Genomic DNA, 15,539 nt, shown 5'->3' with positions numbered 1-15,539 from the left:
CCGGAATCAACGGCGGCGGGCCGGTTCGGGTTCGGCCGGGTTGCCGTGGAAGCGGCGCCCGTCCGGGATGTGTTCTCCGCGCATCACCAGGGAACCGGCGCCCAGCGCGCAGCCGGGCCCCAGAGTGGTGTCGAACAGCGTGATCGCGTGCGGGCCGAGCGTCGCGCCCGCGCCGAGCGTGACCGGGCCCAGCTGCAGGACCCGGTCCTGGAAGAGGTGGGTCTGCACGACGCAGCCGCGGTCGACGACGGCGCCGTCCCCGAGCGTGACCAGGTCCGGCTCCGGCAGCCACTTCGTCTCGCACACCACACCGCGGCCGACCTTCGCGCCGTACGCGCGCAGCAACGCCGTGTGCACCGGGGTGCCGACGGCCCCGCCGCCGAGCCACCGCATCGCGAGCTCTTCGTGGAACACGGCCACCAGCTCGTTGCGCCACACGAACCCGCTCCACAGCGGGTGCCTGCCGGGCTTCACCCGGCCCTGCAGCAGCCACTTCGCCGCGACCGCCAGGACCGCGGCGACCAGCCCGGCCGCGAGCAGGACCGGCCCGGACCACGCGACCGTCCAGCCCAGCCCCGCCCGGGCGTCGATCCGCGCCAGCGCCACGAAAACGGCGTAGGCGAGGCAGCCGCCGAGCGAGACCGGGACGAGGCGGCCTAGTTCGACGGCCGCGCGCGCCCGGACCAGCCGGCCGGCCGGTGCGCTGGTCCGCGCGGGGTCCGCAGACACCGGCTGCCGGGGGATGCGCAGCGCCGGGCGGCCGAGCCAGGACGTGCCTTCACCGGCCTCGCGCGGCGCCTGGGACAGCACACCGATCAACGAGCCCGACGGCACGACGTGCCCGGGTGCGACCTCGGCCGAGTTGCCGACGAAGGCCCGGTCCCCCACGGTCGCGACCGCGCACCGGAGGTGTCCCGCCCGCAGCCGGTAGGGCGCGACCAGGCTGTCGTCGGCGAGGAAGCTCCCGGAACCGACCGCCATCAGCCGGGGCACACCGGCCACAGTGGACGCTTCGGTGCCCCGGCCGATCTTCGCGCCCAGCAGCCGCAGCCAGCCGGGCGTGGCCAGGCTCGCGTACAGCGGGAACAGGTTCTGCCGCGCCGACGAAGCGAGCTGCTCGGTCAGCCAGGCGGCCCACGCGGCGCGGCTGTGCACCGGGTGGACGCCTTCGCGCACCCAGCGGCCCGCGAACCGGGTCATCCCGGCCGTCGACGCCGCGACGAGCACCAGGGTCGCCGGGCCGAGCACCGGCACCAGCCACCACCTCGTCGAGCTCGCGCCGGTCGTGCCGAGCCAGGCGGACACGACCGCGGCCGGCAGCACCGCGGCGAGCAGGACCAGGCCGGTGATCACCGGCGTCGCGGTGTAGGCCGCGGCCCACCACCGTGACCGCGGCGCGGGGGCCGGCCGCGACGGCGCGCCGGGAACGCTGCCCGACACGCACGTGCCGGGTTCGACGACGGCCCCGGCTCCGACAACGGCGCCGGGCAGCACCGTGGCCCGCGCGCCGACGGTCGCGCCGGGGCCCACCTCGATCCGGCCGATCCGGACCACCGCCCCCTCGACGTGCCAGCCGGCCAGGTCGGCGCCGGGCTCGACCGCGCAGCCCGCGCCGAACGTGCCGAGGCCGGTGACCGGCGGCGACGCGTGCAGGTCGGTGCCGGCCCCGACCCGGTTGCCCAGCAGCCGGGCGTACCCGGCGTTCCACGCCGTCCCGGGCAGTCCGCCGACCCCGGCGAGCGCGGCCACCCGTTCCGCGGCCCACAGCCGCAGGTGCGTCCACCCGCCCTTGGGGTACTCCCCCGGGCGCAGCCCGGCGGTGAGGAGCCGCGCTCCGGCGACGGCGAGCCCGACCCGGCCCGGCGTCGAGACCAGCAGCACGAACCCGGCCGCCAGCAGCAGCCAGTGCGCCGGGGTCACCGCCGGACCGCCGAAGAGCACGTCGAACACGGCGGTGGACACCAGCACGGCCAGCAGCCAGCGGGCCCCGGTGACCCAGGCGGCCGAGGCGAACACGGCCGTCCGCGCGAACGCGGCGCTCCGCGACAGCGGGCGCACCGGCGGGAGCGGCGCCGGCGTGGCACCGTCCACACGGGACAGCGCCGCGGTGAGCGCGGCCAGGGTCGGATTCCGGTAGACGTCACCGATCGCGGCGTGCGGGTACCGGGCACGCAGCGCGGAGACCAGCCGGGCGGCGGCGAGGCTGGTGCCGCCGAGTGCGAAGAAGTCCGACGCGGGCCCGGGGTGGACGCCGAGCAGGTCACGCCAGTGGCCCGCGATCCAGGCGACGTCGTCGTCCGGGTCAGCCGGGCCGTCCGGGCCCGCCGCGGGCAACGGCCAGGGCAGGGCCCGCCGGTCGATCTTCCCGGCCGGGGTCAGCGGCAGCTCGGGGAGCACGGCCAGCACCGGGACCAAGCCGTGCGGCAGGCGCCGGGCCACGCGGGTGCGGGCGGCGGCCACGTCGAACGGCCGCTCCGGCCGGTCGAGCCGCAGGTAGCCGGCGAGGACGGTGCCGTGGTGCACGGTGGCGGCCGCGGCGGCGACCCCGGGCAGGTCCAGCAGGGCGGCTTCGACCTCGCCGAGCTCGATGCGGCGGCCGCCGATCTTGACCTGACCGTCGGCGCGGCCGGCGAAGACGAGCCCGTCCGGCTCCGCGCGGACCAGGTCGCCGCTGCGGTAGGCGCGGTCCCAGCCGAGCGCGGGCAGGGGCGCGTACGCCTTCGCGTCCTTGACCGGGTCCAGGTAGCGGGCCAGCCCGGCCCCGGCGATCACCAGTTCGCCGGTCTCCCCCGGCGCGACCGGCTCGCCGTCCCGGCCCACGACGGCGACGTCCCAGCCGGCCAGCGGAAGCCCGATCCGGACCGGCTCGCCCGCGCGAAGCCGCGTCGCCGTGCTGACGACCGTCGCCTCGGTCGGGCCGTAGGTGTTCCAGACCTCGCGGCCGCCCTCGTCGAACCGCTCGGCCAGCTCCGCCGGGCAGGCCTCGCCGCCGAAGATCAGCAGCCGGACCCCGCCCAGCGCACGCGGTTCCCACAGCGCGGCCAGGCTCGGCACCGTCGACACGGCCGTGATGCCGCGCCCGGCGAGCCACGGCCCGAGGTCGGGACCGGACCGCACGACCGCCCGCGGCGCCGGCACCAGGCACGCGCCGTGGCGCCAGGCCAGCCACATCTCTTCGCACGACGCGTCGAAGCCCACCGACAGGCCCGCCAGCACCCGGTCCCCCGGGCCGAGCGGCCGCTCCCGGAAGAACAGCCCGGCCTCGGCGTCGACGAACGCCGCCGCCGCGCGGTGCGTCACGGCCACGCCCTTCGGCGTCCCGGTGGAGCCGGAGGTGAAGATGATCCAGGCGTCGTCGCCGGGCGCGGGTGGCTCCGATTCGCCCCGCGCGGGCGCGCAGGCGTGCACGGCGAGACCGCCGACGACGACCGCGCACACGCCCGCCTCGGCGAACACCACCGCGGCGCGCTCGGGCGGCTCGTCGACGTCGACCGGGACGTAGGCCGCGCCCGCGGCCAGGACGCCGAGCACCCCCGCGTACAGGTCGGCGGTCCCGGACGGCACCGACAGCCCGACCCGGTCGCCCGGACCCACCCCGTGGGCGCGCAGTTTCCGCGCGAGTCTCTCCGCCCGGTCCGCGAGCGCGCGGTAGTCCAGCACCCCGGTGCCGTCGTCGAGCGCGGGCGCGTCCGGGTGCGCCGCCACCGTCGAGGCGAACACGTCGAGCAGCGTGCGCGGCGGCGCGGCCGGGCCGCCGGAGAACCGCGAAGACGTGACCGGCCGGAACCCGGCCGCCACCGAAGGCGTCATGAACTGCTCCTGGAATGCGCGAAAGGAATCGAGGCCCAGAATGGCAGCGCGCACCGCACTGCGCAGGTGATTCCCACCACGATCTCAGCGTTCTCTCAGTACACAACGGGCGAACCGGGAATCACGGGACCAATCTTGGTTTACCCATTCTTGAAATTGCCTGCCGCGTTTCACAGAAATCGCACACTGTTCACCTTTTCGGGTGGTTCAGCGAAATCGGCGCAACCGTCGCGGCAGATAGGGTGCGGGCGCCGGCAGGTGCAGGAGCGACCCGAACCGGCCCGGGCCGAGGCCGCGCAGGGCGGCCACGGCTTGCGGCTCGTTGCGGGCGAAGTTGGCCAGCAGGCCGAAGACGGCCATCGTGACCAGCAGCGACGAACCGCCGTAGGAGATCAGCGGCAGCGTCACGCCGGTGACCGGCAGCAGGCCGACGACGTAGCCGATGTTGATCGCGGCCTGGGCGACCACCAGCAGCGTGAGCGTGCCGGCGACCACCCGGATCCACGGGTCGAGGTTGCGGCGGGCGATCCGCGTCCCGACCACCGCCACGCCCGCGTAGAGCGCGATCACCCCGGCACAACCGACGAATCCGAGTTCTTCACCGAGGAAGGCGAAGATGAAGTCGTTTTCGACGCCGGGAAGATAACCCCAGTTCGCACTGCCCTGGCCCAGGCCCCGGCCGAATATCCCGCCGTCGGCGAGCGCGTACAACGCCTGGTTCGTCTGGTACGACTCGGCCGTCGTGTCGGGCGTGGCGGAAAAGAACGACAGGACCCGCGCGAGCCGGTAGCCCGCGGTCAGGGCCAGCACGGTGAACCCGCCGCCCGCCCCCAGCAGCAGCGCCGCGAACAGCCGGGCGGGGATGCCCGCGAACCACAGCAGCCCGAGCACGACGATGCCCAGGGTGATCGTGCCGCTGAGGTTGGGCTGGGCCATCACCAGCGCGAACATCAGCAGTGCCACCGGCACGACCGGGACCAGCAGGTGCCGCCACCGGTGCAGCAGGTGCTCCTTCGCGACCAGGACGTGCGCACCCCACAGGGCGAGCGACAGCTTGGCGAACTCGATCGGCTGCACCGACTGCCCGGCGATCACGAACCAGCGTTGCGCACCGCCGCCGCTGGACCCGGCCGGGGTGAGCACGAGCACCAGCATGACCAGGGACCCGACCATCGCCGGGCTCCCGAGCGCCCGGATCCGCCGGACCGGCGCCCGCAGCGCGAGCCAGAACACGAGCGCGCCCGCGGCGACGTAGGTGACGTGCTTGGCGAACAGCCCGTACTGCCCACCGCCCGTGCGCGGGTCGTAGGAGGAGACCGACGACGCGCTCAGCACCATCACCACCCCGACCAGGGTGAGGATCCCGGTGAGCGCCAGCACGAGGTGGAACGACGCGAGCGGCCGCGCCAGCCAGCCGACGAGCCCCTCCCGCACCGCGGCGACGCGGGACACCCGTTCCCGGGTACGTGTGGTCACGGCGTCCGGCTCCCTTGGGCATCGAGGACGACCCCGGCGAACGTGTCGGCTTCACCGCACGGATCGGCCCAGCCCGAGCGCACCTCGACGACGACGTGGCAGCGGCCGGGAGCCCGGTAGGTCACACCCGCGAAGAACCGCGTCAGGCGTTCGGGCGGCAGCACGGCGCAGGGCCGGAACGAGTTCAGGTCCAACGGGTCGCCGGACAGGACCGCGATCGGCCGGCCGGCTTCGGGGAGCGACACGAGGCGACGCTAGCTCCCGGCGGCTGGCAAGACGCTGAGAACGCGCCACCACCCCGCACGCCGGTCACACCACAAGGGACTGTCCTCATCGGACCGGAGCCGGCTCAGGTGGCGTCGACGTCGACCGGCGGCCGCTCACCGGGGGACAGCCGGGGAGCCGGCGACGCCGGCCGGTCGTCCAGCAGGTGGCTCCGCAACGCCGCACGGGGGTCGAAGTCACGCAGGGCCCGGAGGTCCTGCAGCGGCTTGCGCAGCTGCTCGAACTCCGGGCCCAGCTCGGCCTCCAGCTGCCGCTGGGCACCGGCGGCGAACTCACGGGCGCGCCGCGCCGCCCGCGCGACCTGGCTCACCGCGCCCGGAAGCCGTTCCGGGCCGAGGATGAACAGCGCCGCGACGAGCAGGATCACCGCATGCTCCAGGCTCAGACCGAACACGCGGTGAACCTACCCCGCCTTCGCTTAGGGAACGCTGAGTGAGGTGCACGTGAAGCTCGACGCCCGGTCCGGGTCGCCCGAGCGGTACCGGGGCCAGCCCGGGTACTCGCACAGCGGACGCGTCCGGCCGTGACTGACGTCGGTCACGACCTGCGGCCCCGGCGACCGTCCACTTTCGACCCACCGCTCCAGCACCGTGAGCGAGTCCCAGCCCGCGGCGAACGCCGGGGTTCCGAAGTTCGCGTGGTTCGCGCCCGGGACCACGTAGTAGCGCATGAACGCGTGCGTCGCGCGGGGGCCGGCCACCGCACGCACCCGGGTGTAGTAGTCGCTCGTCGAGTACGGCGAAACCAGCTCGTCCGCCGCGCCGTGGACCAGCAGCAGCTTGCCGCCCGCGCGGGCGAACGGGCGCAGGTCCGCGTCGTTGCGGTCCTCGATCGACGACAGCGCGCTGATGCGGTCGAGCCACTTGCCCGGGTGCCGGGGGTCGAGGTCGAGCGAGCGGTAGCCGGGGTCGCGGGTCAGGAAGTACTTCACCCACTGGTCCCAGTACTGCATCCCGTAGCCGCTCGTCACCGGCATCGGGTCGGCCGGGGCCGTGGTGCCGAACCCGAGGAACGGCGTCCGCATGTCCGCCCCCGAGAGGAACGGGAAGCCCGGGTACCGCGTTTCGCCGCTCGCGACCCGGTACGGCCACCGGAACGGCGACGACATCGCTTCGACCGCGCCGATCTGCGCGTCCGACAGGCACGCCGGGCCGGTGTCCGCCCCGCCCGGGCAGCGCAGCACGCGCGGGTCGAAGCGGCAGCCACCGGGGTTGGAGACGACGTTGTCGCGGACCCCGTCCAAGCCGTCACACGCGTTGACGACGCTGGTGTAGAGGAGAGTCTGCTTGTCCGGACCGGGGAACGCGCCCGGGCGCGACAGCACCTGGGCCAGGTAACCGAGGTCCAGCACCTCGGCGAGGTTGTTCCAGGCGGGGTAGGCCGAGATCACCCCGTCGAACGCGGCCGGCCAGCGCTGCGCCACGATCAGCGCCTCGCGCCCGCCCGTCGACCCGCCCGCGAAGTAGACCTCGCCGGGGTCGGCCGCGTAGGCGCGCCGGATGAGGAACAGGCTCGCGTCCCGCGTCTTCTTGAGCGCGTCCCCGGCGGCGAAGTTGACCAGGGCTTCGTCGTTCGCGCCGAACGAGCCGTCCAGGGACGGCGGGGACGCCGGGTTCTGCTGGTGCCCCGAGTCGCTCGCGAACGTCGCGTACCCCCGGGCCAGCGGCGCCGGGGCGCCGGCGGGCCCGAACGGCACGTTCGCCGTCAGGTCCGGGATGGTGCCGTTGTAGCCGCCGCCACCGAACATCAGCGCCTTGTGGTTCCACGCCACCGGCAGCGCCAGGCGCATCTTGATGGCGGGCGCGGCCGGGTCGACCGGGAACAGGTCCGCGTCGACCTGGCAGTACGTACCCGCGGTACCGGTCGTGACCGTCGCCGCCGTGACGCGGCCGCCGGTCGTCGGCAGGCTCATCGCCGACGCCGGGATCGCCGTCCCGGTCAGCCCGGCGCAGGCCGGGCCGGTCGCGGCGGACGCGGGTGCGGCCGCCGCGCCCGCCGCCAGGACCAGGGTCGCCGCCCACACAATGCCCCTTCGCACACTGGCCTCCTCGGGGATCAGCGGTAGAGGTGCGTGCCCGGGACGGCACGCGGGTCGGACCGGACGTCGGCGGTGTTCGTCTCGGGCAGGAACCACGCGCTGGCGAACGTGATCAGCCCCATCAGCGTGATGTACCCGGCGACCGGCAGCGTGCTCCCGGTCCCCGCGATGAGCGCGGTCATCAGGAACGGCGTGCCGCCGCTGACGATGATCGCGGAGAGCTGGTAGGCCAGCGACGCGCCCGAGTAGCGCACGCCGGGGGCGAACAGCTCGCCGAGGAAGCTCGCGATCGGGCCGTAGGTGAGGCACTGGAAGACGAACCCGACCGTGACGGCGACGAAGATCAGCGGCAGCGAGGCCGTGCCGACGAGGCCGAAGTACGGGAAGCCCCACGCGGCGACGCCCAGCCCGCCGACGAGGATCAGCGGTCGGCGCCCGAGCCTGTCCGAGAGGTGGCCGGACCACGGGATGATCACCAGCATCGCCACGGAGCTGATCAGCACGGTCGCGAGCAGGCCGTCGCGCTCGAGCTTCAGGGTGCCGGTGCCGTAGCTCAGCAGGCCGGAAATGCTGACGTAGAACAGGCTGTTGGTGGCGGACAGGAGCCCGCAGCCGAGCAGGATCGTGCGCCACTGGCCGCGCACGACCCGCGCCAGCGGCGCGCGGACCGCCTCGTTCGCCGGCTTCGACGCGCCCGCCTGCAGCTCGCGGAACTCCGGCGTGTCCTCCACCTTGGCCTGGATGTAGAGGACGACCGAGAACATCACGACGCTGAGCAGGAACGGGATCCGCCAGCCCCAGGTGAGGAACGCGCTGTCCGGCATCAGGCCGCTGGTGGCCACGAAGATCAGGTTCGACAGGATCACGGCGACGGGAACGCTGGTCTGGCCGAAGGTCCCGGCGAAGCCACGCCGTTTCGGGCCGGCGGATTCGGTCAGCAGCAACACGATCCCGCCCCACTGACCGCCGGTGGCCAGCCCCTGCACGAAGCGGAGGATCACCAGGAGCGTCGGTGCGAGCGAGCCGACCGCGGCCGCGCTGGGCAGGCAGCCGATCAGGAACGTCGCGGCGCCCATGATCGCCAGGCAGCCGACGACGACCGGCTTGCGCCCGTACCGGTCGCCGAGGTGCCCGGCGAGCACCCCGCCGACCGGCCGGGCGACGAAACCCGCCCAGAACGTGCTGAAGGCGAGCAATGTCCCCGTCAGCGCCGAAGAATGCGGGAAGAACACCTTGGGGAACACCAGCGCGGCCGCGGTGCCGTAGAGGAAGAAGTCGTACCACTCGATGGAGCTGCCGACGAGGCCCGCGGCCAGCAGCTTGCGGAACGCCCGGCGGGGCGTGGCGGGCGAGCCGGCGTCGGCGCGGCCGGGCTGCCCTTCGGGTTCGGTTACGGGGATTGCCATGGAGGCCGCCTTCGTCGGTGAAGCGAGGCACGTGATGGCGGTCATGCTAAGTCGCCGTTACGCTGCGGCCTGAGGTGTGGACCACCCACTCCTCACGGCCCGCCGGTGGCGGTTTCCCCCACCGGCCGCCGCGGGAAGGAGGGCATCGTGGCCCCAGAGGCGGAACCGGCTCCGCTCGTGCGCCGGCAGCGGGAGCTGGCGTCGTTGTACGCCACCGTCAAGTCGCTCACCGCGCTGGGCGGCCTCGACGAGGTCCTGCAGTCCATCGTGCACCACGCCCACGACCTGATCGGCACGGACTTCACCTACCTGTCGCTGGTCGGCGCGGACGGCCGGCTGTCGGCCCGCGCCTCCGAGGGCACGATCTCCGCCGAGTTCCTCGCCGCGGCCATCCCGGCCACGGTCGGGCTCGGCGGCAAGGTGCTGGCGTCGCGAAGCCCGCACTGGGTGCGCGACTACGCCCGGTCCGACCGCATCCGGCACGACGCGAACTTCGACCGGCTGGTGGGCACCGAACGGCTCGTCGCGCTCCTCGGGGTGCCGCTGGTGATCCGGGGCGAAGCGGTCGGCGCGCTGTTCGCCGCGGACCGCGCCGAGCGGTCGTTCGAAGCGGCCGAAATCGCGCTGCTGAACGCGTTCGCCGACCACGCCGCGGTCGCGCTCGACAACGCCCGGCTCTACGAGGCGAGCCGCACCGCCCTCCAAGAGCTTCAGGTCGCCTACCGGAAGAGCGAGCGGGCCCAAGGGATCCACGAAGCGCTGACCGGGGTCGTGTTGGCCGGCGGCTCCCCCGGCGAGGTCGCGCAGCTGCTCGCCGACCAGCTCGGCGGCAGCGTCACCCTCCTCGACCGGGCCGGCGCGGCCGGAGCCCGCTGCGCGTCGGCGTCGAACCCGTGCCCGGCGCCGTCGGAGGACGGCTTGGCCGAGGCCGTCGGCGAAGCCCGCCGGTCGGGCCGCTGCACGACTTCGGTCGACGCCGGCGGGGTCGCGCGCAGCGTCGCGGCGATCCAGGCCGGCGACAGCTACCTCGGTGCCCTGGCGTGGAGCCGGAAGGGCGCGCCCGACGACGTGGACGTGCGGACCCTCGAGCGCGCCACGCACATCCTCGGGCTGCTCATCCTCAAGGAGCAGGCGGTGGCCGAGGCGAGCGAACGGCTGAGCGGCGAGCTCCTGACCGAGCTCATGGTCGGCAGCCCGGGGATCAGCGCGGCGCAGCGCGCCCGCACCCGGGCCCGCGGGATCGACGCCGACCGGCTGGACCTGGTGCTCGTCGCGGAGTCCGCCGCGGTGTCCCCGACCGACCTCGCGCGGCACCTGCACGACGTCGCCCGCGACCGGTCGGGCCTGGCCGGGGAGCACCTCGGGCGGGCCACGCTGATCCTGCCGAGCACCGACGACGACCGGACCGCCGAAGAAGTCCACAGTGGACTCCGGCGCCGGGTCGGCGGCCCGGTGCTCGTCGTCGGCGAACGCGCGGCCGGCCACGACTGGGCGCGGGCGTTCACCCTGGCGGGCCGCTGCGGTGGCGTGCTGCGGGCGCTCGGGCACACCGACCGGGGCGTCACGACCCGCCACTACGCCTTGTACGCCTTGGTTTTCGACCCCGAGCGGGCCGGTGAGCTGGACCGGTTCCTGGCCGCCTCGATCGGCCCGCTGCTGGAGTACGACGAGCGGCGGGGCACCGACCTCGTCGGCACCCTCACCGCGTACTACGTGCACCGCGCCAACGTCGCGGCGACGGCCCGGGCACTGCACGTGCACGTCAACACCCTGCTCAAGCGGCTGGACCGGGCGGACACCGTGCTCGGCCTCGACTGGCGCCACGACAACGACCTGGAGCTGCAGCTCGGGCTCCGGCTGCACCGGCTCCGGGCGGCGGCCCCGTCCTGAGCGTCAGGCGATGCGCGCCGAATCGCGCAGGGCCGTCTTCGACAGCTTCCCGGTGCCGGTCTTGGGAAGCACGGGCAGGAACACGAACTCGTCGGGCAGCCACCACTTCGCGACCAGCGGCTCGAGGTGCCGCAGCAGCTCGTCCGCCGTGGTGGCGCGGCCTTCGCGCAAGGCGACGTAGGCGACCGGGCGTTCCATCCACCGCGGGTCCGGGCGGCCGATCACCGCGACCTCGGCGACGTCCGGGTGCGCGGCGATGGCCCCCTCCAGCTCGACCGACGAGATCCATTCGCCGCCGGACTTGATCAGGTCCTTGATCCGGTCCACGAGCCGCAGGTAGCCGTCGGGGCCGAGGGTGGCGAGGTCGCCGGTGCGCAGCCAGCCGTCGCCGGTGAAGCTCGACGCGGCGTCCACGCGGTAGTAGCCGCCGGCCACCCAGGGCCCCGCCACCTGCAGCTCGCCGACGGCCTCGCCGTCGCGCGGCAGCTCCCGGCCGGTCTCGACGTCGGCGATCCGCACGTTCACCAGCGGCAGCGGCTGCCCCTGGGCGGCCCGGACGGCGACCTGCTCGGCCGCGGACGCGTCCCGGTGCTGGGTGCGGGTGCCGCCGATCGCGCCGACCGGGCTGACCTCCGTCATCCCCCAGGAATGCGTGATGGGGACGCCGATCGCGGCCCGGTAGGTCTCCGAGAGCGCCGGCGGCACGGCGGACCCGCCGCCGAGGAGGAACCGCGTGGCGCTCAGGTCGTGGTCCGGCAGCCGCGGGGCGAGGCTCGTCCAGACCGTCGGGACGGCCCCGGCGACCGTGACCCGCTCGGCTTCCATCAGTCCCAGCAGGTGCGCCGGATCCGCGGACGGGCCGGGCAGGACCAGGGACGCGCCCGCCATCATCGCGCCGTAGGGCAGGCCCCAGGCGTTGGCGTGGAACATCGGCACGATCGGGAGCACGACGTCGCTTTCGCGGAGGCCGATGAGCCCGGCCGCCAGGGTGCCCAGGCAGTGCAGGACCGTCGAACGGTGGCTGTACAGCACGCCTTTCGGCGCTCCGGTCGTGCCGGAGGTGTAGCAGAGCCCGGACGCCAGGTGCTCGTCCTCGAGCGTGAAGGCGTCCTCGAACGAGCCGGTGAAGGGTTCGGCCGCGGCGAGCAGCTCGTCGTAGCCCGTGACGCGCGGGTCCACCGGGATCGGCGTGTCGGTGCCGTCGGGCAGCACGACCCAGTGCCGCACGCGCGGCAGCCGGCCCGCGCTCGGCCAGATCCGCGGCAGCAGCCCGCGGTCGACGAACACGACGTCGTCCCCGGCGTGCTCGACGATGTATTCGAGGTGCTCGGCCGAGAGCCGGATGTTGACCGAGTGCAGCACCCGCTTGGTGGCGGGCACCGCGAGGTACAGCTCGAGGTGCCGCCGGTGGTTGCTCGCGAAGGTCGCGACCCGCGCGCCGGCCGGGACTTCGAGCGCGTCCAGGGCGGTGGCGAGGCGGCGGGCGTGGCCGGCTACGTCGGCGTAGGTGAGCCGTTCGCCACCGGCGGTCACGACGGCCTTGTGCGCGAACAGCCGCTCGGCGCGGTCGAGGATGTGGGCGAGGGTGAGCGGCCGGGGCTGCATCAGCCCGGTCGGGGGTTCGCTCGCGGCTCGCGGCTGCTCGGGCATGGACGCCCCTTTCGGTCGGCGGGCGGGCGCGAGTCACCGTAAGTCCGCTCCGGGCCGCGGGAAGAGGGCGGAAACTTCCACTCCTCGCCCCGGTCCGGCGGCGGTTACCTCCACCGCCCGCGGCCGGCCACCGTTGGGCGGTACGCCGCCGCGCACCCCTGCCGGACGATGAGGCGATGGATGTCCAGCCCGTTCCCTACCCCGTCGCGGACGCCGTGGCGCTGCGCCCCCACCCGCGGTTCGCCGAGTTCCGGAAGTCCGGGGCGCCGGTACGCGTCACGATGCCGTACGGCGGCGACGCCTGGCTGGTGACGCGCTACGAGCAGACGCGGTTCGTGCTGTCGGACCCGCGGTTTTCGCGCGCCGCGGCGGCCGGGGCGGACGTGCCGCGCGGGCGGCCGGGCCTCGAACCCGCCGGCAACCTGCTGGCGATGGACCCGCCGGAGCACAACCGGATCCGGGCCTTGGTGGCGAAGGCGTTCACCGTCCGCCGGGTGGAGGGGCTGCGGCCGCGGGTCCAGGAGATCGTCGACTCGCTCCTCGACGGCGTCAGGCCGCCCGTGGACTTCGCCTCGGCCGTGGCGTGGGAACTGCCCGTGCAGGTGATCAGCGAACTGCTCGGCGTGCCGCCGGGTGAACGCCGGATGGTGCGCGAATGCACCGAAACCCTGGTCGCCTCCGGCGGAAGCGTGACCCCCGCCGACGTCACCGAGGCACGCGGAAGGCTCGCGGGCGCGTTGAACACCTTGATCACGCAACGCCGGGCCGAGCCGGCCGACGATCTCCTGACCGCGCTCGTCGCGGCGCGAGACGAAGGGGATCGCCTGTCGGACAACGAACTGCTCATGCTCGGCGTGGCCCTGCTGGCGGGCGGGCACGAGACCACGGCGAACCTGACCGGCAGCTTCCTGGTGGAGCTGCTGTCCGACCGCGAACGGTGGACGGCGCTCGTCGCCCGCCCCGAGCTGGTGCCGGCGGCGGTGGAGGAACTGCTGCGGTTCGTGCCGCTGGCGACGGTCGCGGACCTGGCGCGGATCGCCACGGAGGACCTCGAGGTCGGCGGCCAGGCGATCCGGGCGGGTGAGGCCGTCCTGGTCCAGCTGGACTCGGCCAACCGCGACGAATCGGTGTTCGCGTCGGCCGGGGACCTGGATTTCACCCGCGTGGTCAACCACCACGTCGCGTTCGGCTTCGGCGTGCACCACTGCATCGGCGCGCCCCTGGCGAGACTGGAGCTGCGGGTCCTGCTGTCGACGCTGGTCCGCCGCCTGCCGGACCTGCGTCTCGCGATCCCCGCGGCCGACCTCGAGTGGCGGCGCGACGGCTTGATGCGCGGCGTCACGAGCCTGCCCGTCACATGGGATCGCTACCCAGAGTGAGCAACACCCGAAGAAACCTCACGATCGCCACCGCCGAAAACCGAGCTGTTTTCGGCAAATCCGGTCCCGTAGCAGTCCGCGTGATCACTCTGTGTATCGGGGTGTGACTGGGCGCGCATGATCATCGCGGTAGGTTTCCCGGCGTTCCCGGGGACCCGACGACGCGTCCCCGCCCACTCCCTCCGCCCGGCGCGCACCCCGTGGTGCGCGCTGTTCGCCGTGCCGAAAGGAAGTTGCTTGACCGCCACGACGTTGACACAGGTGCTGCGCGAGACCCACCCCGTTGCCGGGACCACCCGGCTGATCGTGCGGTGGGACCGCGAAACCGGCTGGGCGCACCTGGCCATCGCCGTCCCGGGCAGCGGACCCGCCTGCTTCGCGGGGTTCCACCGGTTCGCCGGCGGGAGCGCCGAAGCCGTCGCCGCCGAGCTCGCCGCCGCCGGGTGCGTGTCCGCTCCCCCGCTCCACCTCGACGACACCCTCTCGGAGATCGAAGCCGTGCTCCCGGAGGTGACCGCGGATGCGCGTCGATGACCTGCACCTGACCGGGATCGGCAGCGACGTCGGCGCGCTGACGCCGGCCGCGGTCCCGCTCGCGGCCGGCGAGTTCACCGCCGCCGAGGCCGAGCGGACCGGTCAGCTCTCCACCGCCGTCGCCGTGGTGCACGGCCCCGAGCTCGCGGTGCGCGCGGGCCGGGAAGCCCTGCGCCGGGCCGAATCCGCGGCCGGCGAACCGGTCTGGCCTACGCTGTGCCTGCACGCCGGGATCTACCACCCCGGCATCGACTTCTGGCACGCCGCGTCCTACGTCCGCGACCGGCTGAGCATCGGCGCCGGCCCCGGGCTCACCCTGGAGCTCGGCGCGATGAGCAACAGCGTCGTGGCGGGCCTGGACGTCGCGGCGAGCGTGCTGCACGGCCGCCCGGACCACGAGGCCGCGCTCATCACCGCCGGCGACCGGTTCGGCGGGCCCGGGTTCCCGCACTGGAGCACCGACACGGGCATCGTCTACGGCGACGCGGGCAGCGCGGTCGTGCTCTCGCGGCGGCCGGGCCTGGCGCGCGTCCGCGCGATCGCCTCCTACACCGATCCCTCGCTGGAGGGGTTGCAACGCGGCGACGAACCGTTCCGCACGGCCAGCGTCACGGCGCACCGGTCGCTGGACATCCGCCGCCGCAAGCGCCAGTGGCTCGCCCGCCACGGCGGCCCGGCGCACGTCGACACCCGCAACGCGGACGGCGTGACGGCGGTGGTGAAGACGGCGCTGTCCGACGCCGGGGTCGACCTGCCGGACATCGTGAAGATCTGCGCCCCGCACTACGGCCGCCGTCTGGTCGAGACGCAGATCCTGCGCCCGCTCGGCATTCCCGAGGACCGCACGATGACCGAGCTGGGCCTGCGGGTGGGCCACCTCGGCGCCAGCGACCAGATCGTGGCGCTGGACCACCTGCTCCGCACGGGCGAAGCCGGTCCGGGTGACCACGTGCTGCTGCTGGGCATCGGCGTCGGCATGACGTGGACGGCCGTCGTGCTGCAGCTCGGCACCACGGCCGTGCTCTGACGGTCCGCCGATGCCGCTCCGGGCGGAGCGGCATCGGCGGCCGG

11 protein-coding genes are annotated in these 15,539 nt (G+C 74.3%); 4 read left to right on the top strand and 7 right to left on the bottom strand.

The genetic code is table 11. The features are described from left to right. Positions 1-6: 6 nt before the first annotated feature. From ACYVLJ_RS42440 to ACYVLJ_RS42415, 6 genes are all read right to left on the bottom strand, one after another. Positions 7-3,810 carry a non-ribosomal peptide synthetase gene (locus tag ACYVLJ_RS42440; RefSeq protein ID WP_460442939.1) on the bottom strand — a complete coding sequence of 1,268 codons (3,804 nt, stop codon included), beginning with the start codon at positions 3,808-3,810 and terminating at the stop codon, positions 7-9. Positions 3,811-4,017: 207 nt separating this feature from the next. Further along, a complete protein-coding gene (locus ACYVLJ_RS42435; protein WP_451983685.1) occupies positions 4,018-5,286 on the bottom strand; it encodes an FtsW/RodA/SpoVE family cell cycle protein in 1,269 nt (422 codons plus the stop codon). Beyond that, positions 5,283-5,531: a hypothetical protein gene (locus ACYVLJ_RS42430; RefSeq protein WP_460442938.1), complete on the bottom strand. Its 249-nt coding sequence runs from the start codon at positions 5,529-5,531 to the stop codon at positions 5,283-5,285. The genes ACYVLJ_RS42435 and ACYVLJ_RS42430 overlap by 4 nt, the downstream gene beginning before the upstream one ends. Before the next feature lie 104 nt (positions 5,532-5,635). Next, a complete protein-coding gene (locus ACYVLJ_RS42425) occupies positions 5,636-5,965 on the bottom strand; it encodes a Sec-independent protein translocase family protein (protein WP_451983681.1) in 330 nt (109 codons plus the stop codon). Between the two features lie 24 nt (positions 5,966-5,989). Next, positions 5,990-7,483 (bottom strand): tannase/feruloyl esterase family alpha/beta hydrolase, encoded by a 1,494-nt coding sequence (locus ACYVLJ_RS42420; RefSeq protein ID WP_460443015.1) that lies wholly within the window; start codon positions 7,481-7,483, stop codon positions 5,990-5,992. Between the two features lie 143 nt (positions 7,484-7,626). Beyond that, a complete protein-coding gene (locus ACYVLJ_RS42415; protein WP_460442937.1) occupies positions 7,627-9,015 on the bottom strand; it encodes an MFS transporter in 1,389 nt (462 codons plus the stop codon). A gap of 147 nt (positions 9,016-9,162) precedes the next feature. On the opposite strand from ACYVLJ_RS42415, the gene ACYVLJ_RS42410 reads away from it, so the two are divergent. Further along, positions 9,163-10,905 carry a helix-turn-helix domain-containing protein gene (locus tag ACYVLJ_RS42410; protein ID WP_460442936.1) on the top strand — a complete coding sequence of 581 codons (1,743 nt, stop codon included), beginning with the start codon at positions 9,163-9,165 and terminating at the stop codon, positions 10,903-10,905. 3 nt (positions 10,906-10,908) lie between these two features. Here the strand turns inward: ACYVLJ_RS42410 and ACYVLJ_RS42405 are convergent, their stop codons facing one another. Next, entirely contained in the window at positions 10,909-12,555 is a 1,647-nt protein-coding gene (locus ACYVLJ_RS42405; protein ID WP_460442935.1) for a long-chain fatty acid--CoA ligase, read from the bottom strand. Positions 12,556-12,731: 176 nt separating this feature from the next. On the opposite strand from ACYVLJ_RS42405, the gene ACYVLJ_RS42400 reads away from it, so the two are divergent. From ACYVLJ_RS42400 to ACYVLJ_RS42390, 3 genes are all read left to right on the top strand, one after another. Beyond that, a complete protein-coding gene (locus tag ACYVLJ_RS42400; RefSeq protein ID WP_460442934.1) occupies positions 12,732-13,934 on the top strand; it encodes a cytochrome P450 family protein in 1,203 nt (400 codons plus the stop codon). Between the two features lie 237 nt (positions 13,935-14,171). Further along, entirely contained in the window at positions 14,172-14,468 is a 297-nt protein-coding gene (locus ACYVLJ_RS42395) for a hypothetical protein (protein WP_451983671.1), read from the top strand. Then, positions 14,455-15,495 (top strand): ketoacyl-ACP synthase III family protein, encoded by a 1,041-nt coding sequence (locus ACYVLJ_RS42390; RefSeq protein WP_460442933.1) that lies wholly within the window; start codon positions 14,455-14,457, stop codon positions 15,493-15,495. Before ACYVLJ_RS42395 ends, ACYVLJ_RS42390 begins: the two co-directional genes overlap by 14 nt. Positions 15,496-15,539: the final 44 nt, after the last annotated feature.

The sequence above is a fragment of the Amycolatopsis stemonae genome (assembly GCF_054781455.1).
This window is presented reverse-complemented; position numbering and strand designations above follow the sequence as displayed.

Bases quoted from the DNA above. Each gene is read 5' to 3' on its own strand.
- ACYVLJ_RS42440 (WP_460442939.1), bottom strand. From the start codon at position 3,810: ATGACGCCTTCGGTGGCGGCCGGGTTCCGGCCGGTCACGTCTTCGCGG.
- ACYVLJ_RS42420 (WP_460443015.1), bottom strand. From the start codon at position 7,483: ATGAGCCTGCCGACGACCGGCGGCCGCGTCACGGCGGCGACGGTCACG.
- ACYVLJ_RS42415 (WP_460442937.1), bottom strand. From the start codon at position 9,015: ATGGCAATCCCCGTAACCGAACCCGAAGGGCAGCCCGGCCGCGCCGAC.
- ACYVLJ_RS42405 (WP_460442935.1), bottom strand. From the start codon at position 12,555: ATGCCCGAGCAGCCGCGAGCCGCGAGCGAACCCCCGACCGGGCTGATG.
- ACYVLJ_RS42400 (WP_460442934.1), top strand. From the start codon at position 12,732: ATGGATGTCCAGCCCGTTCCCTACCCCGTCGCGGACGCCGTGGCGCTG.
- ACYVLJ_RS42390 (WP_460442933.1), top strand. From the start codon at position 14,455: ATGCGCGTCGATGACCTGCACCTGACCGGGATCGGCAGCGACGTCGGC.